This is a genomic window from Blautia parvula (assembly GCF_020215665.1).
Taxonomy (GTDB): Bacteria; Bacillota; Clostridia; order Lachnospirales; family Lachnospiraceae; genus Blautia; species Blautia celeris.
Window position 1 is genome coordinate 5,290,598 of record NZ_CP084061.1, and the last position, 20,444, is coordinate 5,311,041.

The 20,444-nt window shown below is 49.2% G+C and carries 19 protein-coding genes; 16 read left to right on the top strand and 3 right to left on the bottom strand.

Going from position 1 to position 20,444, the window contains the following annotated elements:
* Positions 1-14 precede the first annotated feature (14 nt).
* Positions 15-497 carry a hypothetical protein gene (locus LC508_RS24100; protein ID WP_033143096.1) on the top strand — a complete coding sequence of 161 codons (483 nt, stop codon included), beginning with the start codon at positions 15-17 and terminating at the stop codon, positions 495-497.
* A 261-nt stretch (positions 498-758) separates the two neighbouring features.
* Entirely contained in the window at positions 759-917 is a 159-nt protein-coding gene (gene rd, locus LC508_RS24105) for a rubredoxin (protein WP_033143097.1), read from the top strand.
* 41 nt (positions 918-958) lie between these two features.
* Here rd and LC508_RS24110 read toward each other — a convergent pair whose 3' ends face one another.
* Complete coding sequence (locus tag LC508_RS24110) at positions 959-1,882, bottom strand: LysR family transcriptional regulator (RefSeq protein ID WP_103731635.1); 924 nt, start codon at positions 1,880-1,882, stop codon at positions 959-961.
* 195 nt (positions 1,883-2,077) lie between these two features.
* On the opposite strand from LC508_RS24110, the gene LC508_RS24115 reads away from it, so the two are divergent.
* From LC508_RS24115 to LC508_RS24180, 14 genes are all read left to right on the top strand, one after another.
* A complete protein-coding gene (locus LC508_RS24115; protein ID WP_103731634.1) occupies positions 2,078-3,712 on the top strand; it encodes an FAD-dependent oxidoreductase in 1,635 nt (544 codons plus the stop codon).
* A 79-nt stretch (positions 3,713-3,791) separates the two neighbouring features.
* The gene (locus LC508_RS24120; RefSeq protein WP_033143100.1) at positions 3,792-4,745 is read left to right on the top strand and encodes a 4Fe-4S binding protein; all 954 of its coding nucleotides are present in this window, start codon (positions 3,792-3,794) and stop codon (positions 4,743-4,745) included.
* A gap of 208 nt (positions 4,746-4,953) precedes the next feature.
* On the top strand, positions 4,954-5,787 hold the full coding sequence (gene dapF / locus LC508_RS24125; protein WP_033143121.1) for a diaminopimelate epimerase: 834 nt from the start codon (positions 4,954-4,956) through the stop codon (positions 5,785-5,787).
* Positions 5,784-7,142 carry an MATE family efflux transporter gene (locus tag LC508_RS24130; protein ID WP_033143101.1) on the top strand — a complete coding sequence of 453 codons (1,359 nt, stop codon included), beginning with the start codon at positions 5,784-5,786 and terminating at the stop codon, positions 7,140-7,142. The genes dapF and LC508_RS24130 overlap by 4 nt, the downstream gene beginning before the upstream one ends.
* Positions 7,143-7,324: 182 nt before the next feature.
* Complete coding sequence (nrdD, locus tag LC508_RS24135) at positions 7,325-9,460, top strand: anaerobic ribonucleoside-triphosphate reductase (RefSeq protein ID WP_103731633.1); 2,136 nt, start codon at positions 7,325-7,327, stop codon at positions 9,458-9,460.
* A 165-nt stretch (positions 9,461-9,625) separates the two neighbouring features.
* Complete coding sequence (locus LC508_RS24140) at positions 9,626-10,918, top strand: cation:proton antiporter (protein ID WP_033143103.1); 1,293 nt, start codon at positions 9,626-9,628, stop codon at positions 10,916-10,918.
* Positions 10,919-10,939: 21 nt separating this feature from the next.
* Positions 10,940-11,167: a FeoA family protein gene (locus LC508_RS24145; protein ID WP_033143104.1), complete on the top strand. Its 228-nt coding sequence runs from the start codon at positions 10,940-10,942 to the stop codon at positions 11,165-11,167.
* Complete coding sequence (gene feoB / locus LC508_RS24150) at positions 11,164-13,152, top strand: ferrous iron transport protein B (protein ID WP_103731632.1); 1,989 nt, start codon at positions 11,164-11,166, stop codon at positions 13,150-13,152. Before LC508_RS24145 ends, feoB begins: the two co-directional genes overlap by 4 nt.
* Before the next feature lie 105 nt (positions 13,153-13,257).
* Positions 13,258-13,425 carry a FeoB-associated Cys-rich membrane protein gene (locus LC508_RS24155; protein WP_103731636.1) on the top strand — a complete coding sequence of 56 codons (168 nt, stop codon included), beginning with the start codon at positions 13,258-13,260 and terminating at the stop codon, positions 13,423-13,425.
* Positions 13,422-15,215, top strand: a complete 1,794-nt coding sequence (locus LC508_RS24160; RefSeq protein WP_103731631.1) for a B12-binding domain-containing radical SAM protein — start codon at positions 13,422-13,424, stop codon at positions 15,213-15,215. The genes LC508_RS24155 and LC508_RS24160 overlap by 4 nt, the downstream gene beginning before the upstream one ends.
* Positions 15,187-15,834 (top strand): endonuclease III, encoded by a 648-nt coding sequence (gene nth, locus LC508_RS24165; protein ID WP_054352810.1) that lies wholly within the window; start codon positions 15,187-15,189, stop codon positions 15,832-15,834. The genes LC508_RS24160 and nth overlap by 29 nt, the downstream gene beginning before the upstream one ends.
* Positions 15,835-15,839: 5 nt before the next feature.
* Positions 15,840-16,550 carry a 3'-5' exonuclease gene (locus tag LC508_RS24170; RefSeq protein WP_033143108.1) on the top strand — a complete coding sequence of 237 codons (711 nt, stop codon included), beginning with the start codon at positions 15,840-15,842 and terminating at the stop codon, positions 16,548-16,550.
* Between the two features lie 135 nt (positions 16,551-16,685).
* The gene (locus LC508_RS24175) at positions 16,686-17,675 is read left to right on the top strand and encodes an AIR synthase family protein (RefSeq protein ID WP_054352811.1); all 990 of its coding nucleotides are present in this window, start codon (positions 16,686-16,688) and stop codon (positions 17,673-17,675) included.
* A 51-nt stretch (positions 17,676-17,726) separates the two neighbouring features.
* A complete protein-coding gene (locus LC508_RS24180; protein ID WP_033143110.1) occupies positions 17,727-18,227 on the top strand; it encodes a tRNA (cytidine(34)-2'-O)-methyltransferase in 501 nt (166 codons plus the stop codon).
* A 90-nt stretch (positions 18,228-18,317) separates the two neighbouring features.
* Here LC508_RS24180 and LC508_RS24185 read toward each other — a convergent pair whose 3' ends face one another.
* Together LC508_RS24185 and LC508_RS24190 are read right to left on the bottom strand one after the other, a co-directional pair.
* On the bottom strand, positions 18,318-19,739 hold the full coding sequence (locus LC508_RS24185) for a sensor histidine kinase (RefSeq protein ID WP_103732984.1): 1,422 nt from the start codon (positions 19,737-19,739) through the stop codon (positions 18,318-18,320).
* Positions 19,736-20,440, bottom strand: coding sequence for a response regulator transcription factor (locus tag LC508_RS24190; protein WP_018592951.1), 705 nt, complete (start codon positions 20,438-20,440; stop codon positions 19,736-19,738). The genes LC508_RS24185 and LC508_RS24190 overlap by 4 nt, the downstream gene beginning before the upstream one ends.
* Positions 20,441-20,444: the final 4 nt, after the last annotated feature.

Below are 20,444 nucleotides of genomic sequence, written 5' to 3' on the forward strand. Positions count from 1 at the left end.
AAAGGAGTATCATTTTGAGTGTTGAGCATCTTCCCTGGGACTCTTTAGAAGGACCGATTTATCATGCAAGGGAACTGAAACCCCGTAAGCAGTGGGTAACATACGGCTGCTGGATCTTGTCCGCAGCTCTGATCATTGGAGGTATTGTGACGCCTTACCGCGTAGCCGCCGTATTTGGTGTGCTGTACATACTGACGCTGTTGATGAAAAAAGATACAGTCATTACCGAGAGGGGACTGGAGATTTTTTATCAGATGAGGATTACCACACATTATGACTTCTGGAGCTGGAAGGAGATTGTTTCCGTGATTCGGGAAGACAGAAAGCATCCGGAACTGGTGGCGCTCCATTTTGGCAGGGGCAACAGAAGTAAACGCCTGTTTTTCACAAAGGCGGATGCGAAACAGATAATGGTGCTTGCAAGAAAGAAAAACTCCAGAGCCGTGGTGTCAGATGCTGATCCGCGGCAGATGGCCGGATACAAAAAGAAGAAGTAGATATTTGTGAATATGTCCAGGAAATCTGTTTTATCAACAGGTCTCCGAATTATAGGGAAGGGAAAGTAAACTCCTCTTACTTTCCCCGGACGAGAGGCTGCGCACTTATGAATAACATAAGTGTGCAGTCTTTTTAAAAGAGATTTTTAACAAATTTTTAAATTGGACAAAAAAAGACTAGATTTATAGGAGAATATGTGATAGAATCAGTGTAATTCAGGAGATAACTGGAGAAGCTATATACAGGAGGTATAAAATATTATGAAGAAATATGTATGCGAACCATGCGGATATGAATATGACCCTGAGGTAGGAGATCCGGAAAGCGGAATTGCTCCGGGAACCTCATTTGATGACCTTCCGGAAGACTGGGTATGCCCAATCTGCGGTATGGGAAAAGATGTATTTATTGAGGCTTAATAAAAAAGGCTGCCGCGTATAACGGCAGCTTTTTTGCGGACTTAACTGTCCACCAGTTTTCCGCCGGGCAGCTTCCGGATCTCCTCCGCATCATTGTAGCTGCTCACAATCTCTTTCAGCCGGAGAATGGAGTCTGTCAGGTATTTGTCCTTGTGGTACACAAAGGAGAAATGCCGGTTCCATTCCTTGTGAGGACCTGTGAATACATACATCTCACCGTTCTGGATCTCCTTTTCCAGAAGGCGGATGGAGATGACTGCCATACAGTTGTTGATCTGTATGGCATTTTTTATGGAATCAGGGGTGCTCTCCTCAAATACGGTATGGATGTCAAGGCCATGGCGCACAATGAAATTCTCAAACAGTTCCCTGGTACCGCTCCCGGGTTCTCTTTTTACAAAGTCATGTCCGTTCAGTTCATTGATGAATAAAGTGTGGCGGCCGAAAAAGAGGTGGTTCTGTCCGCATGCCAGCACAAGCATGTCGTCAATGAGGGGAATGGATACCAGATCCCGGCTCTTGACACGGCCTTCCACGATACCCACATCCAGCTCCATATTCAGAAGTTTTTGTTCTATGATCTGGGTATTGTTCATATAAGAATAGATATCAAGGTCGGGCTGCTCTGCGCGCAGGTCCCGCACCACCCTGGAGAGGATTCCGCTGCCAAGGGTAATCGTGCCGCCGATACGGAGCTTTTCCCGGCGGTTTTCCTTCTGCATGCTCTCCTCCAGGCTTTCAAACTGGGTGACGAGCTGTTTGGCAGTGACATAGAGCTTTTTTCCATCCTCTGTGATGTAGAGCTTTTTTGACAGGCGCTCAAAGAGCAGTGTCTGGTAGTGCTCCTCCAGTTCCCGGATCGCCTGGCTGACGGAGGGCTGGGTGATGAAGAGCTGTTCTGCTGCCAGGCTCATTTTACCGGATTCTGCCACGGCCAGAAATATCTTCAAATGTCTGATGGTCATAAGACGTCTCCTTTATCATAGGTAAATCCTATTAATTATATAAAATTATATTACTTTTCTTATACATGTGCAAGTGTTATACTAATCATAAACCAAAGAGAGCAAGTTGTAACTGTTCAAATCAGGTCTGTGTATTGACTGCGTTGACCGTGCATAAGAGTAGTTACGCAAATTTGAGAAAAGAAGGTATGGGCTATGAAAGTATTGGTTATCGGCGGCGTGGCCGCAGGCACAAAGGTTGCGGCAAAATTAAAAAGAGAGAGCAGAGAGACAGAGGTATTGATTCTTACCAAGAGTGAGGATATTTCTTATGCGGGCTGCGGACTTCCTTATTATGTAGGTGATGTGATTCATGAGAGAAGCCAGTTGATCGTCAACACACCTGAGAAATTTGCAAAACTGACCGGAGCGGAAGTTGAGACAGGTATTGAGGTGACGGGTCTTGACCGTGAAGGCAGAAAAGTGACTGCCAAAGACCTGAAATCAGGTGAGACAAAAGAATATACATATGATAAACTGGTAATAGCAACCGGTGCGTCTCCAGTTGTACCGCCCCTTCCGGGACTTGATATGAAGAATGTATTTATGATGAGAACGCCTGATGACGCGGAGGCCCTCAGAAAAGCAGCGGAATCCGGCACGATCAAGCGTGCAGTGATCGCGGGCGGTGGATTTATCGGTCTGGAAGTTGCGGAGAATCTTCAGAGCCGCGGCATCCGCACCACAGTTCTGGATATGCTCCCGCACATTATGCCGGGATTTGACCCGGAGATGGCAGAGTTTGTGGAGGACCATCTGGCAGACCAGGGAATCATGACACTTCTGGATACGAAGCTGGAAGGTGTGGAAGGTGACGGGACTGTTGAGAAGGTTAAGACATCCAGAAGAGCGATCAAGGCAGATGCCCTGGTACTCTCCCTTGGTATCCGTGCAAATACAGCATTCCTGGCAGATACGGGAATTGAGCTTGCGCCAAACAGAACGGTTCTGGTAGATGACCATATGAGAACCAATGACGAGAATATTTATGCTCTCGGTGACTGCTCCATGGTCACCAACCGTATGACACATGCAAGAGCATGGTCACCCATGGGTTCCTCTGCAAACATTGAAGGCAGGATCGCAGCACAGAATATTGCCGGTGCTGATGTTTCCTATCCGGGCGTTCTGGGAACAGGCGTGGTAAAACTGCCGGGACTGAACGCAGGCCGTACAGGACTTACAGAGCAGGTGGCTAAGGAAGCGGGACATGATGTGGTTTCCGTTGTAGCTGTTGTAGATGACAAGGCACATTATTATCCGGGTGCAGACTCCTTCCTGGTCAAGATGATCGCAGATAAAACGACCGGTGAATTCCTGGGAATCCAGGTATTGGGAAAGGGCGCTGTGGATAAGATGGTGGATATCGCTGTAGTGGCACTGAGCATGAAGGCCACTGTGCAGCAGCTGGAGCATCTGGATTTTGCGTATGCACCGCCGTTCTCAACAGCGATCCACCCCTTCGCACACTGCATCAATATCCTTCTGAACAAAATGTCCGGTTCTTTAGATACCTTTACGCCGGTTGAGTTCGCAGAAGGCAAGGCAGAGGGCTACAAAGTGATTGACGCATCCCTGAAACCGACTCTGGAAGGTGTGGAATTTATGAATCTGGAGGAGATTGACGGTGAAGTGGAAGGTCATCCGAAGGATGAGAAGATGCTTCTTGTATGCGCAAAAGGTAAGAGGGCATATATGCTGCAGAACCGTCTGAGATATTACGGATACACCAATACCAAGGTTCTGGAGGGCGGAAGCACATTCAATGGAGAAGATCTGACAGAAGACTGAAGAATGATGTAAAACATAACAGCAGGAACGCACAAGACAGGCAAGACCAGAAAAGATAAAAAGTTGGAGGAAAGTAGAAATGGCAACATTAACAGTGAGCAAAGAAGATGAGAAAAGAGTAAAGGCCCTGGGCTTTTTGAACAACAAGGGAACGGATAATTTTTCCGCCAGGATCATAACCAAGAACGGAAAAATCACAGCAGAACAGCAGATATGTATTGGTGAGGCAGCAAAACTGTTCGGCAACGGCGGGGTGACATACACCACACGTCTTACCGTGGAAGTTCAGGGAGTCCCATATGAGAAAATTGATGAGTTTCGTGCCTATATCCAGAAATGCGGGCTGGACACAGGCGGTACCGGTTCTAAAGTGCGCCCTGTAGTATCCTGTAAAGGAACCACCTGCCAGTATGGCCTTCTGGATTCCTTTGGACTTTCCGAAGAGATTCATGATGAGTTTTATGTAAACTGGCATGATGTAAAACTGCCTCACAAATTTAAAATCGCAGTGGGCGGATGTCCAAACAACTGTGTGAAACCGAACCTGAATGATTTGGGTATTGTCGGTCAGCTCATTCCAAACTTTGATCAGGATATGTGCAGCGGATGTAAGAAGTGCAGCGTTGTGAAAATCTGTCCCATTGATGCTGTGAAGCTTGTGGACGGGGTCATGGAGCTTGACCGGGAAAAATGTATCAACTGCGGACGTTGTATCGGCACCTGTCATTTTGACGCCATTGAGGACGGCACCTACGGATATAAGATCTATCTGGGCGGAAGATGGGGAAAGAAGATCGCCATCGGAAAGCCTATGAGCAAGATCTTTACAACCAAGGAAGAGCTTATGAGTGTAATTGAGAAAACCCTTCTTCTGTACAGGGAACAGGGAAAGACAGGAGAACGTTTCTCTGATACGATTGAGCGTCTTGGATTTGAGAATGTGGAGGCACAGCTTCTCTCCGATGAGATCCTGGAGAGGAAAGAGGAAATCCTGTCTGCCAAACTGCACGAGGTGGGCGGAGCTACCTGCTAAGATGCCTTACCGGCTGCATAATGACAGCTATGAAAAATGTCTTTCTGCATTGACAAAAGAATTATGGATTGCTATGATTAATAGCAAAGAAACGAAGAGGGTATCTTTTACAGACACCCTCTTTTTTCTCTGCGGGCAGGTGCGGGAATGCGCTGCCCGGGGAAAAGAAAATGAAGACACAGGATACAGAGCAAAGGAGGCAGCAGCGATGAAATTTACAAAGATGCAGGGAATCGGCAATGATTATGTGTATGTGAATTGTTTTCAGGAGACAGTGGAAAATCCGTCGGAAGCGGCAAAGAAGGTCAGTGACCGGCATTTCGGCATTGGGTCTGACGGGCTGATCCTGATCAAACCCTCAGAAAAAGCGGATTTTGAGATGGAAATGTACAATGCGGACGGCAGCCAGGGCGCCATGTGCGGCAACGGCATCCGTTGTGTGGCAAAATATGTGTATGATTACGGCCTCACAGACAAGACAAGGATCAGTGTGGATACGAAAAGCGGCATCAAGTACCTGGATCTGACTGTGAAAAACGGCAGAGTGGCTCTGGTGAAAGTGAATATGGGAAAGCCGGAATTCCATACGGAGAACATTCCCATGAAGCACAGAAAAGAAAAGGTCATCCGTGAGCCGTTGGCTGTGAAGCAGCAGGTCTATGAGGTGACGGCAGTATCCATGGGAAACCCCCATGCGGTGGTGTTCATGGAGGATGTGAAAGGACTGGATATTAAGGAGATTGGTCCTTATTTTGAGAAACACGAGGCATTTCCGGAGGGTGTCAACACAGAATTTGTCCGTGTTTTAGATGAGAAGACCGTGGAGATGCGGGTCTGGGAAAGAGGCAGCGGGGAGACCCTGGCCTGCGGGACAGGAGCCTGTGCTGTGGCGGCAGCCTGCGTGATGAACGGATATACAGAGGAGGAGGTAACGGTAAAACTGCTGGGCGGTGACCTGAAGATTTTCTGGGACAGAAAAGAGGACACCATCTACATGACAGGTCCTGCGGAAGTGGTTTTTGACGGTACGATCGAACTATGAGATTTCGTATGACAACAGAGGACAAGCGCTTCTACGGAAATGTGATGCGGCTTGTCATGCCTATGGCACTTCAGAACCTGATCAACGTGGGGGTTACCTCCACGGACGTGATTATGCTGGGAAGAGTGGGAGAGACAGCGCTTTCCGGCGTTTCCCTGGCGAACCAGGTATATTTTATCCTGTCCCTGATCTTCTTCGGACTGACCTCAGGGGCCTGTGTGCTGACTGCCCAGTATTGGGGAAAGCAGGATACCCGGACCATTGAGAAGGTCATGGGCATGTCCTTCCGCATAGCGATCCTGTCCGCTGCGGTATTCACGGCGCTGGCGCTGTGCGTGCCGGATCTGCTGATGCGGATCTTCACCTCAGACGAGGCGATCATTGCGGAGGGTGTGAGCTATCTTCGGATCGTGGCGTTTTCCTACATACTTGCAGCGTTTACCAATGTATATCTGAATATTATCAGGAGTATTGAGCGTGTAGTGATCGCGACGGTGGTATATGCCACATCCCTGTCCGTCAATATTATCCTCAATGCGGTTTTTATTTTCGGTCTTCTGGGTGCTCCCGCCCTGGGGGCTGCAGGTGCGGCTATCGGCACGCTGTGCGCGAGAGCTGTGGAGGTCATTATTGTCGTATATTATGCCCGGAAGAAAAATGATGTAGTGCGCATCCGCATAAAGGATATGTTCAAAAGATACAAATGGCTGGAAAAAGACTTTTTCGTGTATGCCTTCCCTGTGCTTCTCAATGAGTTTGCCTGGGGCGCAGGCATGGCTGCCATCTCGTCCATTGTGGGGCATCTGGGCAGTGCGTCTGTGGCTGCTCATTCCGTGGCACAGGTGTGCAGACAGTTATCCATGGTCATTGCATTCGGTATCTCCAACGCCACTGCCATCATGATAGGCAAGGCGATCGGGGAGAAGAAAGAGGCGCTTGCCAGGGATTACGGCAGCCGGTTTGCAAAGCTTTCCCTTCTGTTCGGAGCAGCGGGCGGTATCCTGATCCTTGTGATCTCGCCCTTTGTGTGCAATATGCTGAAACTGACGCCTCTGGCGAAATCCTATCTCCAGGTCATGATGGTGATCATGTCCTACTATGTGGTGGGACAGTCCTTCAACTCCACTTTGGTGGTAGGCGTGTTCAGAGCCGGGGGAGACACTATGTTCGGGCTGTTCCTGGACGTGGGAATCATGTGGCTGTGCTCCATTTTCGCTGCGGCTGTGGCGGCCTTTGTGATACACGTACCCATGCCATGGGTTTACATAATCCTGTGCAGCGATGAGGTGATCAAAGTGCCGTTTTCCTGGAAGCGATATAAAAGTTATAAATGGCTGAATAATATTACGAGATAAAAAATATTGAAGCCTCAAGGCTTTCGTGGGGATATTGGATTAAATTCATCTGGATTTTGTGCAATATTCCCACTTCCCTTTCAGAAAGAAACATGATATACTTTGTGATACAAAATCTGGTAATAACAAAAGAATAAAATAATAAGTGACACAAGATGTAGTGCTGCAATGAGGTGAAGGCAATGATTTATGTAATTAAGAAAGATGGAACAAAAGAAGAATTTGACGTTCAGAAAATAGTCAGGGCAGTCAATAAATCCGCGGAAAGGATCATGTACAGCTTTACGGAGAAGGAGATTGACTTCCTGTGCAGATATGCCACAGACAAGGCGGAGTCCCTGGGGAAGAAAGAAATTACGATCCAGGAAATGCACAATATTGTGGAGGGGGCTTTGGAGCAGGTAAACCCTGCGGTTGCCAAGAGTTACCGGGATTACAGAAATTATAAGCATGATTTTATCCACATGATGGACGAGGTCTATACCAAGAGCCAGTCTATCCGCTATATCGGGGACAAGAGCAATGCAAACACAGACAGTGCGCTGGTTGCAACCAAGAGAAGCCTGATATTCAATGAACTGAACAAGGAGCTTTACCGGAAATTCTTTATGAACCGCAATGAGCTGCAGGCATGCAAGGACGGCTATATTTATATTCATGACCAGTCTGCAAGGCTGGATACCATGAACTGCTGTCTCTTTGACGTGGCAAATGTGTTAAAGGGCGGATTTGAGATGGGCAATGTCTGGTACAACGAGCCGAAGACACTGGACACTGCATTTGACGTTATGGGGGATATTATCCTGAGCACCGCTGCCCAGCAGTACGGCGGTTTCACGGTGCCGGAGGTGGATAAGATCCTGGCCCCTTATGCAGAGAAAAGCTACAGAAAATATAAAGAAGAATTTTTGAAATATGTGGACCCGGAGTGGGAGCATGCACAGGACAGGGCTGAAAAGTACGCGTATGACAAGGTACACCGCGACTTTGACCAGGGCTGGCAGGGGATTGAGTACAAGCTCAATACCGTCGGTTCTTCCAGAGGAGATTATCCTTTTGTGACTGTGACACTGGGGCTTGGAACAGAACGTTTTGAGAAGATGTGCAGCATTTCCCTCCTCAATGTGCATAAAGAGGGGCAGGGAAAAGCGGGACACAAAAAGCCGGTACTGTTTCCAAAAATCGTCTTTCTCTATGATGAGGAAATTCACGGAGAGGGCGGCGTAAGCGAGGATGTGTTTGAGGCCGGCATTGCGTGTTCGGCAAAGACTATGTATCCGGACTGGCTGTCTATGAGCGGGGACGGCTATATTTCCAGTATGTACAAAAAGTATAAAAGGGTGATCAGCCCCATGGGATGCCGTGCCTTTTTAAGCCCCTGGTATGAGCGCGGCGGCATGACACCTGCGGATGACAAGGATGTGCCTGTATTCGTGGGAAGGTTCAATGTGGGTGCAGTCAGCCTGCATCTGCCCATGATCCTGGCAAAGGCAAGAGCGGAGAACCGGGATTTTTACGAGGTGCTTGATTTCTATCTGGAAATGATACGCCAGCTTCATATCAGAACCTATGACTATCTGGGAGAGATGAAGGCATCCACCAATCCCCTGGCCTACTGTGAAGGCGGCTTTTACGGCGGGAATCTGAAACCCTCAGACAAGATCAAACCGCTTCTGAAGCCCATGACAGCTTCCTTCGGCATCACGGCCCTTAACGAGCTGCAGGAGCTGTACAACGGAAAATCCATTCGGGAGGACGGGGCCTTTGCCCTGGAAGTACTTCAGTATATCAACAGCAAGGTGACGCAGTTTAAGGAGGAGGACGGAAATCTGTATGCCATCTACGGTACCCCGGCAGAGAGTCTCTGCGGTCTGCAGGTGGAGCAGTTCAGGAAAATGTACGGTATCGTGGAGGGTGTATCCGACCGTCCCTATGTAAGCAACAGTTTCCACTGTCATGTGACGGAGGAAATGACCCCGATTGAGAAGCAGGACTGTGAGGGCCGTTTCTGGGAACTGTGCAACGGCGGCAAGATCCAGTATGTGCGTTATCCCATAGGGTATAACACGGATGCGATCCGTGCTTTGGTGAGAAGGGCAATGGCGCTGGGATATTATGAGGGTGTGAATCTCTCTCTGGCCTACTGTGATGACTGCGGACATGAAGAGCTGGAGATGGATGTCTGCCCGGTCTGCGGTTCCACCAACCTGACGAAGATAGACAGGATGAACGGGTATCTGTCATACAGCCGCGTACATGGCGATACCAGACTGAACACTGCCAAGATGGCGGAAATTGCGGAGCGTAAATCCATGTAATGATGGCTGCCCTTTTTGGGGCAGCCTTTTTGCGCGGAATTTTGAGGTTTTGTGACGTTTTTCCATTTCCTTTTTTTTAGAATTGTGGTACGATTAATTGGATTTCGTTTTGTGCGGAAAACGGGAAAAGAGTAAGACACAGGGGAGAGAAAGGACGGAAAAACTATGAACTCTTATACTTATTTACTGGACCTGGCGCTTATACTGCTGAGCACCAAGGTCTTCGGACTGCTTACCAGAAAAGTGAGGATGCCCCAGGTGGTGGGTGCGCTGCTTGCGGGACTGCTGCTGGGACCGGCCTGTTTCGGGATACTGAAGCAGACAGAGTTTATCCATGAGGTGTCGGAGATCGGCGTGATCGTGCTGATGTTCTGCGCAGGCCTGGAGACAGATATTGATGAACTGAAAAGGAGCGGCAAGGCATCCTTTGTCATTGCGCTGTTAGGTGTACTGGTACCGCTTGCGGGAGGTCTTGGAGTGGCCTGGTTCTTCAACAGGCCGGGCATGATAGAATCCAATGCTTCGGCAAGTATCATGCTGCAGAATATTTTTATCGGTGTTATCCTTACCGCTACCAGTGTGAGTATCTCAGTGGAGACCCTGAAAGAGATGGGCAAGCTGAACACCAAGGCCGGAAATGCCATTCTGGGTGCAGCCATTATTGACGATGTGCTGGGGATTATCGCGCTGACAATCATCACAAGCCTGGCGGATTCCAGTGTAAATGTGGTGGTTGTGTTTGCGAAGATCGTGGGATTTTTCGTGTTCGTCGGTGTGGGAGGCTATCTGCTTCACGTTATTTTTAAAAAGTGGGTGAAGGGTTACGAGAGGGATCTGCAGCGGTTTGTCATTATCTCATTTGTGATCTGTCTGCTCTTTTCCTATTGTGCAGAGAAGTTCTTCGGAGTTGCGGACATTACAGGTGCATTTTTCGCAGGTCTGATCATTACCAAGACAACGCATACCAATTATATTGCAAGGCGGTTTGGGATTTTATCCTATATTCTGCTGTCCCCGGTATTCTTTGCCAGCATCGGTATTCAGGTGGAGCTTCCGGATATGAGTCCCATGATCCTTGTCTTTGCAGTGGTTCTGGTCATCGTGGCAGTGCTCACGAAGATCGTGGGATGCGGAATAGGAGCCAAAGTCTGTCAGTATAAGAACAAGGACTGTATCCGCATCGGTATGGGCATGGTGTCCAGGGGTGAGGTGGCGCTGATCGTGGCAGCAAAGGGCAACGCTGTGGGTCTGATGTCCTCCTCTCTTCTGGGGCCGGTTGTTGTGGTGGTGGTCATCACAACCATCATTTCACCTATTTTACTTAAGCTGAGCTTCAGTGAGAAGAGCGGCAAGGTGGAATATGAGCAAAATGAATATGCAAGGCTTATGGAAGAGGCTGAGGCGGCCGGAAAAAGTGATGCATCCCGTTATGTGGGCGGAAAGCAGCAGGCAAAATAGAGACGGAAGGAAGTACGACAGATGAAGCTGAATCAGGCGGATATATTGCAGAATTACCGCATAACCAGCGTTCAGGAACAGGAAAAAATCCAGCGGCGCCTGGAGGCGCTGGGAATCCTGGAGGGCACAAAGGTAGTGGTTCTGAACCGAAAGCGTAACGGTTCCACTATTATCAAGGTGAGAGGGAGCAGATGGGCGCTTGGCAATGAGATCGCGGAAGGGATAGAAGTGGAGGAGCTGAAAGGATGAAAGAGGAGATTCGTGTAGGCTTTGCAGGAAATCCTAACTGCGGCAAGACCACTTTGTTCAATGCATATACAGGCGCCAACCTGAAGGTAGCCAACTGGCCGGGTGTTACGGTGGAGAAAAAGGAAGGGGAGACATCCTATAAGGGGCAGAAGATGAGGCTCATCGACCTGCCCGGAATCTACAGCCTTACCTCTTATTCCATGGAGGAGATGGTATCCAGAAAGGTCATTCTGGGCGGAGAGGTGGATGTGATCGTAAATGTTGTGGATGCCTCAGCCCTGGAGAGGAACCTGTACCTCACGCTGCAGCTTCTGGAGCTTGGCAAACCGGTGATCCTGGCTCTTAACATGATGGATATTGTGGAGGAGCGGGGGATGGAGCTGGATCTCCACAGGCTTCCCGAGATGCTGGGCAATATTCCTGTGGTTCCGGTATCCGCCAGGAAGAGAAGCGGCCTGGATGTACTTCTCCATGCAGTAAAGCATCATTATGAGGAGCAGGTGGCTGACCCGGTTGTCACCTATAAACCGAATATTGAAATGAAGATCCAGGAGGTTTCCAGGCGTATCGCAGTGGAACATCCGGACAGCGAGAACATCCGCTGGCACAGTATTAAGATATTGGAAAATGATGAGCAGATATTTAAGGACCATCCCATTGATGTGTCCGATCTGCTTGACAGGGATTATGAAAAGCAGATCATCAATCAGAAGTATGAGTATATTGAGACTGTTTTAGAGGAGTGTGTCTTCTATAAAGGCAACAGGGAGTCCCTGACAGAGAAGGCAGACAGGGTCCTGACCCATCCCCTATGGGGTGTTCCCGTCTTCCTGGGAATCATGGCCATGGTGTTTTTCCTCACGTTTACCGTAGGGGACATAGTCAAGGGGCTGTTTGAATCCTGGATGGACCTGGCGTTTACGGTGGCGAGGAGTACATTGGTGAATCTGGGAACCGCAGACTGGCTGGTCTCCCTGATCGTGGATGGTATCATGACGGGTGTGGGCGGAATCCTGACTTTCCTGCCGAACATTTTCATATTGTTTCTGGCTCTTGCTTTTCTGGAGGACAGTGGTTATATGGCCCGCGTGGCCTATGTTATGGACGGAATCATGGGTAAGGTGGGATTGTCCGGCAAGGCGTTTCTTCCCATGGTGCTGGGATTTGGATGTACGGTTCCCGCTGTCATGGCGTCACGCACATTGGAAAACCAGGAGGACAGGAAGAAGACCATTCTTCTGACGCCGTTTATGTCGTGTTCCGCCAGGCTTCCCATTTACGTTCTGTTTGCAGATATGTTTTTTGGAAAGCACGCCATGATGGCGGCATTTTCCCTCTACGCGCTGGGACTTCTCATGGCTATAGCCATAGCACTTGTCATAGGAAAGTTGTGGAAAAGCAGTGAGAAGGCAACCCTGCTCATTGAGCTGCCTGATTATAAGGTGCCAAATGCCAGGACCATCAGGATTTATGTGTGGGAAAAGGTAAAGGATTACCTGACGAAAGCAGGTACTACGATCTTTGTGGCCTCCATTGTCATCTGGTTTATTTTAAACTATGGTATCCATGGCATGACCGCGGATGTGACGCAGAGCTTCGGCGCCCAGATCGGCAAAGTGCTGGCGCCCCTTTTAGTGCCTGCAGGACTGGGAACATGGCAGATCGTGGTGGCCCTGATCTCCGGTCTGTCGGCCAAGGAAGTGGTAATATCCAGCTTCTCCGTGCTCTATGGAGTCAACAATGTAAACTCCGTACAGGGCATGGCTGTGCTCAGTGCATCCCTGGGGTCAGTGGGATTCGGAGCCCTGAACGCCTATTCTCTGATGGTATTCTGCCTGCTGTATACACCGTGTGTGGCAACACTGGCGACCATTAAGAGAGAGACGCGTTCCTGGGGATGGACGCTGAAGATGGTATTCTTCCAGCTTCTTCTGGCCTATGCCGCCTCTGTGGTGGTTTTCCAGGCAGGAAGGCTGCTGTCCTGAAGTTTCCTAATGACAACTTTGTAAAAATAATATATAGTAGGGGTGCGGTACCGGGCTTCGCAGGAGGCTTAAGTGTGCGGCACCTCTTTTGGAACAGGAGGAAATATGGCAGTGACCATAATACTCGCCGCTGCGGTGGCAGTCTATGCCGGGTTTGTGATCCGGAAAAAAGTCAAAGATATAAAAAACGGGAAATTCTGCGGCTGCGGCGGAAACTGCAGGGAGTGCGGCAGGGGCTGCGGCGGGCAGAAGAAGAACGGAGATGAGAAATGAAGATTTTATTGATGGCAGTCAATGCCAAATATATACATTCCAATCTGGCTGTGTACAGCCTGCAGTCCTATGCTGCCCGGCATGGTATCCGGGCGGAGATTGCGGAGTATACCATCAATCAGCAGAAGGATGAGATCCTGCGTGGCGTGTACAGGCAGAAGCCGGAGGTGCTGTGTGTCTCCTGCTATATCTGGAATATCTCCTTTGTGGAAGACATTATGGGAGACATCAGGAAAATACTTCCGGAGACAGATATCTGGGTGGGCGGGCCTGAGGTCTCCTACGACGCGGAGGCATTTTTAGAGCGCTGTCCCTGGGCCTGCGGTGTCATGTGCGGGGAAGGGGAGGAGACCTTTCTGGAACTGGCCTCTTACTACGAAAAGAGAACAGAGAAGGAAAGCAGCGGGCCTGCTGCCATCCGGGGGCTTGTCTGCAGACAGGAAGGGCAAATCGTGCGAACGCCTTCCAGACCCATTATGGATATGGACAAGCTGGTATTTCCCTATGGGGATATGGCTCTGTTCTCACACAAGATCATTTACTATGAGAGCAGCAGAGGGTGTCCCTTTTCCTGCAGCTACTGCCTGTCATCCATTGACAAGAAACTGCGGTTCAGAAGCCTGGACCTGGTGCTTGATGAGCTGCAGTTTTTCCTGGATGAAAAGGTGCCGCAGGTGAAGTTCGTGGACCGGACATTTAACTGCAAAAAAGAGCATGCAATGGCAGTCTGGACATATATCAGGGACCATGACAACGGCGTGACGAATTTTCATTTTGAGATCGCCGCCGATTTATTGACGGAGGAGGAGATCAGCCTGATCGCCTCCATGCGGCCGGGTCTGATTCAGTTGGAAATCGGAGTGCAGTCTACCAATGAGAGAACAATCAGGGAGATCAGGAGAAAAACCAGCTTTGACAAGATAGCGGAAACGGTCAGGAAGGTGCAGAAGGGCGGAAATGTACACCAGCATCTGGACCTGATCGCGGGTCTTCCCTATGAAGATTACGAGAGCTTCCGCCGTTCCTTTGGGCAGGTCTACGACCTCAGACCCCAGCAGCTTCAGCTTGGATTTCTGAAGGTGCTGAAAGGGTCTTATATGCATGAGATGGCAGAGGCCTATGGATGTGTCTACCAGGAGGCAGAACCCTATGAGGTCCTTAAGACAAACTGGATTTCCTACGGGGATGTGCTGAGGCTGAAGGGTGTGGAAGAGATGGTGGAGGTCTATTACAACAGCGGTCAGTTTATCCGCACGGTAAAAGCCATGGAAGAACTGTTTCCGGATGCATTTTCCATGTATGAAGCGCTGGCAGATTTTTACGATGAGAAGGGATACCAGGGAATCTCTCATACACGGATACGGAGGTATGAAATCCTGCTGGAATATCTGGAGGAGAGGCAGCAGGCGGATACGGAGTATTTCCGGGAACTGATGCTGTTTGATCTGTATGCAAGGGAGAATTTGAAGACCAGGCCGTCCTGGGCCTGTGATATGGCACCATATAAGAAGCGGCTGCAGGCGTTTTACAGAGAAGAGGAAGAAAATCCCGTACTGCTTGCTGACTACAAGGGGTATCAGGCCAGGCAGACTATGAAAATGACACATTTGGAAGTGTTTCACTATGATATACTGGGCGGTGAAAAGAAGAGAGGGGAATTCCCGGTACTTTTTGACTACAGGAGACGGAACCCGCTGACGTATGACGCCGCCATGTGTGCTGTGAATCTGGAATCAGGAATTGACTGTCAGGGAGAAGATTATGACAAAAAGGACAAAAGAGATACTTGATAAACTGGATGAAGTCTATACAACAGAATATAAATGTTATCTGAACCATGAAAATCCGGGCCAGCTTCTGATCGCCACCATGCTCAGTGCCCAGTGCACAGATGCCAGGGTGAATATAGTGACCAGGGATTTATTTGTAAAATACCCCAATATGCAGGCGTTTGCCGATGCGGATCTGAAGGAACTGGAGCAGGATATTAAGCCTACGGGATTCTATCACAACAAGGCAAAGAATATTATAGGATGTGCGCAGATGATCTGTGGAAAGTATGGGGGAGAAGTGCCCAGTGCGCTGGAGGATCTGGTACAGCTTCCGGGAGTGGGGCGCAAGACGGCCAATGTGATCCGGGGAAATATTTTCCACGAACCCAGCGTAGTGGTGGATACTCATGTAAAACGTATTTCCAAACGTCTGGGATTCACAAAAGAGGAAGACCCGGAGAAGATTGAGATGGAGCTTATGAAGGTTCTGCCAAAGGACCACTGGATTCTCTACAATATACAGATCATCACCTTCGGACGGCAGATATGCTTTGCCAGGAATCCAAAGTGTGAGGAATGCTTTCTGACAGATTACTGCAGGGAATACAGGGAGCGGCAAAAAAAGAAAAGGAAATAGACGATATGGATGCATATATAGCTCTGGATTTGGAGACCACAGGCCTGTCCCCAAAATCGGACAGAATACTGGAAATAGGTGCCGCCAGGGTGGTAAACGGAGTGGTTGTGGACAGTTACAGCACCCTCATTGATCCGGAAAGGGTGATTCCCGGGAGGATCACAGAGCTGACCGGAATCACGCAGGATATGGTAAAGGGCATGCCGAAGATAAAGGACGCGGTCCCGGGGCTTGTGGCATTCTGCGGGGAGCTGCCGCTTCTGGGCCATAATATCATGTTTGACTACAGCTTTATAAAACACAGCGCAGTCAATAACGGATTTACTTTTGAAAAAGAGGGAATTGATACTCTGAAGATTTCCAGGGCGCTGCTTGCAGATCTTCCGAGCCGCAGTCTCCAAAGCCTCCGGCTCCACTATGAAATACCACAGGAAAATGCCCACAGGGCTCTGGATGACGCGCTGACGGCACATCTTCTCTACCGGAGACTGAAAAGCGAATACGGTGAGGAGAATTCGGAGCTTTTTGCGCCGAAAATACTGAATTATAAGGTGAAAAAGCAGGGGCCGGCCACACCGGCACAAAAACGCCACTTGCAGGAATTAGTAAAATATCATAGAATAGAGCTTAGCACAGAAGTGGAGAGCCTGACTAAAAATGAAGCCTCCCGACTGATAGATACCATTTTAGGGTCTTATGGAAAGATTATGAGGTGATATGACAATGATGAATATGAACAATAATAAGGTAAAGCGCGTGGTAGCAGGCATTGTGGCGGGAATTCTGGTTCTGGCTATGGTACTTCCCATGGCATTGTCCTTTTTAAGCTGACAGACAGAGAGGACAGAAACATGAAGATAGGAAAATTACCGGAACCGGTGCTGATCCGTTCCGTTTTAAAAGAAGTACAACATAGAAGGCCGGAGGTCCTGGTTGGTCCTGCGGTTGGCCAGGACTGCGCAGTCCTGGAGCCGGCCAAAGGGGATGTGCTGGTATTCTCCTCCGACCCCATCACCGGTACCATCAAGGATATGGGCAGCCACAGCGTGCATATCACAGCCAATGACCTGGCAGCTTCAGGGGCAGAGCCTCTGGGGATCATGGTGACCATTCTTCTGACTCCCGAGACAGAGGAGGCACAGTTAAAAGAGATGATGCGCGGCCTGGAGTCAGCCTGTGAAGAGCTGAATATCGAGGTTATGGGGGGACACACAGAGATCACGGATGTGGTGAAGCAGCCGCTCATTTCCATCACAGGTGTGGGCAGGATAAAAAAAGAGGAGGTTCTTACAACCTCCGCCGCCAAACCGGGACAGGATGTTGTCATAACGAAATGGATCGGTCTGGAGGGCACATCCATTGCGGCAAAAGAGAAAGAGAAGAAGCTGCTGGAGCGCTTTGCACCTTCTTTTGTGGAGACAGCAAAGAGGTTTGACCGGTATCTCTCCGTGGTACCGGAGGCAAAAATTGCTAAGGCATGGGGTGTATCAGCCATGCATGATATTACGGAGGGCGGCGTGTTCGGCGCACTCTGGGAGATGGGCAGCGGCTCAGGCACAGGTCTTGATATTGATCTGAAGAAGATACCCATCCGGCAGGAAACTGTGGAGGTGTGTGAGGTACTGGGTCTGAATCCCTATATACTCATGTCCAGCGGTTCTATGCTGATCACAACAGATGACGGATTCGGTCTGGTCAGAAAGCTGGAACAGGCGGGAATCCACGCTGCAGTTGTGGGAAAAGTCACAGACAGCAATGACAGGATCCTCAGAAACGGCGAGGATACCAGATACCTGGACAAACCCCAGAGCGATGAGCTCTATAAAATATATCTTGGATAAAAATCCGCAGGCCGGCTGAAATAAGGTTCTGGAAAAAAGAGGCGTAATGATATGGCAAAATTAAACATTGTACTTTTTGAGCCGGAGATCCCGGCAAATACAGGGAATATCGGAAGAACCTGTGTGGCCACAGGCACCAGGCTGCATCTGATCGAGCCTTTGGGATTTAAATTGAATGAGAAGGCAATCAGACGTGCGGGAATGGATTACTGGAAGGACCTGGATGTGACCACTTATATTAACTATCAGGACTTTCTGGAGCGCAATCCCGGGGCGAAAATTTACATGGCTACAACAAAAGGCCCTCAGACGTATGTGGATGTCCGTTATGAGGAGGACTGTTACATTATGTTCGGCAAGGAAAGTGCCGGTATTCCGGAGGAGATTCTTCTGGACAACCAGGAGACAGCGATCCGTATCCCCATGATCGGTAATATCCGTTCCCTGAATCTGGCCAATTCTGTTGCCATTGTGCTGTATGAGGCGCTGCGGCAGAATCATTTTGACCATATGCAGTTAGAAGGGCATCTGACAAAGTATGACTGGAAGTAAATAGAATATTCCGTGAAAAACGGTGAGAAAACAGAAGACGGCAGACAGACGGTACCGGCCAAAAACCCGGTTCCGGCTGTCTGCCGTTTTTTAATTTTTATTTTCTGTCCCTTTGGAGAGGGTGAAGATAAATTCCGTACCCACACCTTCTGTGCTTATGACATTGATGTGCTGGTTGTGGGAGTTGATGATCTCCTTCACAATGGAGAGCCCAAGACCGGTGCCTTTTCTGTCTTTTCCTCTTGAAGGATCTGTCTTGTAGAAACGGTCCCAGATTTTTGGGAGGCTGCTTTTGGGTATGCCGCAGCCCGAGTCCTTGACAGAGACAAATACGGTCTCATGCTTTATGGTGGTCTCCACCTTGATGATGGAATCCGGCGGGCTGAATTTGCTGGCATTGTCTATCAGGTTGTAGAGAACCTGCTGTATTTTACCCATATCCGCGGATACATACAGGGTCTGCCCGGTGAGCAGCAGTTCAATGGAAATGCGTTTTTCACGGCAGATGCCCTCAAAGGCGGCGGCGGTAGTCTTGATGGTATTGTTGATATCAAAGTTTGTATATTCCAGCATTCTGCCCTTTTCGTCCATGTCGTTCAGGGTGAGGAGGCTCTGGGTCAGTTTGTACAGGCGGTCTGTCTCGTACACCACGATGTTCAGATATTTATTCTGAAGCTCAGGCGGAATCGTGCCGTCCAGAATGGCTTCCGTGTAACCTTTGATGGAAGTCAGGGGGGAGCGGAAGTCATGGGATACATTGGAGACAAATTTTCGCTGGTATTCCCCTGTCTTGTCAAGCTCATCGGACATGTAATTCAGGGTCAGAGCCAGATAGCCCATCTCATCCCTTGTGTACACCGGGATATTGTGCTTCAGGTTACCGGAGGCAAACTGATCAGCTCCTGCGATGATCTTCTTCAGCGGGCGGTAGACCATGAAGGAAAATACAGCCAGCATGAGCAGCATGATCAGAAGTAGGATCAGGATCAGAAGATAGATAATATTCATCACATCGTTCTCCTGCTCCTGCAGAATGGACATGGGAAGATGCATGGCCACATATCCCTGAATGGACATTTTCCAGGTGACAGGTACCATGACACTCAGATGATCCTCTGCAAACTGGTCGTAAAAACAGCCGATCTGGTAGTAGGAGCCGCTGGAGTGCCCGGGATTAAAATGCTCTATGGTCCTGGTCTCATCCTCAGAAAAATCATCGGATGTACTCAGGAGAATCTCACCCTGGGGACTGATCAGCCAGATCTCCGCATCCTGATAGATGGACAGGGTTTTCAGGTTCATGGCAACGCTGTCCAGAGTCGCCTGTTCCTGATAGTATTTGGAGGCTCTGTTTTCTGCGATGGAGGAAGCCTCCCGGTATAAATCTCCGCTGTAGACATCCTCCAGATGGTTCTCCACCATGGAGGGGCCTATCATGGAAACTGTGAAGAAACCGATAAACCCCAGAATCAGGAAGAATGCCACAAACTTGATATAAAGCGATTTTTTCATCCGTTTTTGACCTCGAATTTATAGCCGATACCCCATACGGTGCTGATGGACCAGGCGGGGTGGTCCTTTATTTTTTCCCTCAGACGTTTGATATGTACGTCCACGGTTCTTGTGTCCCCGATATACTCATATCCCCAGATATGGTCCAGGAGCTGTTCCCTTGTAAAGACCTGATTGGGGGAGGCAGCCAGGAAATACAGAAGCTCCAGTTCTTTTGGCGGCATATCCACCTGTTTTCCGTAATATACAACAGAATAGTTGGTCAGGTTGATAGCCAGGTCAGGATACTCCACGTATTTGCCTGAGGGCTGGTTTCCCGGAGCCACAGTGGGCTGGTAGCGGCGGAGGACAGCCTTCACCCTTGCAACCAGTTCCTTGGAGTCAAAGGGTTTGATCATATAGTCATCCGCGCCCAGTTCCAGTCCCAGGACCTTGTCGAAGATCTCCCCTTTTGCGGAGAGCATAATGATAGGAACATTGGATTTGTGGCGGATTTCCCGGCAGACCTGATAGCCATCCATTCCGGGAAGCATTAAATCCAGTAAAATGAGGTTAGGGCCGAAGGAAGCAAATGCCTTCAGCGCCTCCTCACCGTCATTGACAATCATGGTGTCAAAGCATTCCTTGGTGAGGTACAGAGAGATAAGCTCTGCAATGTTGTTGTCGTCGTCAACGATCAGTATTTTCTGTTTCGCAGCCATGATA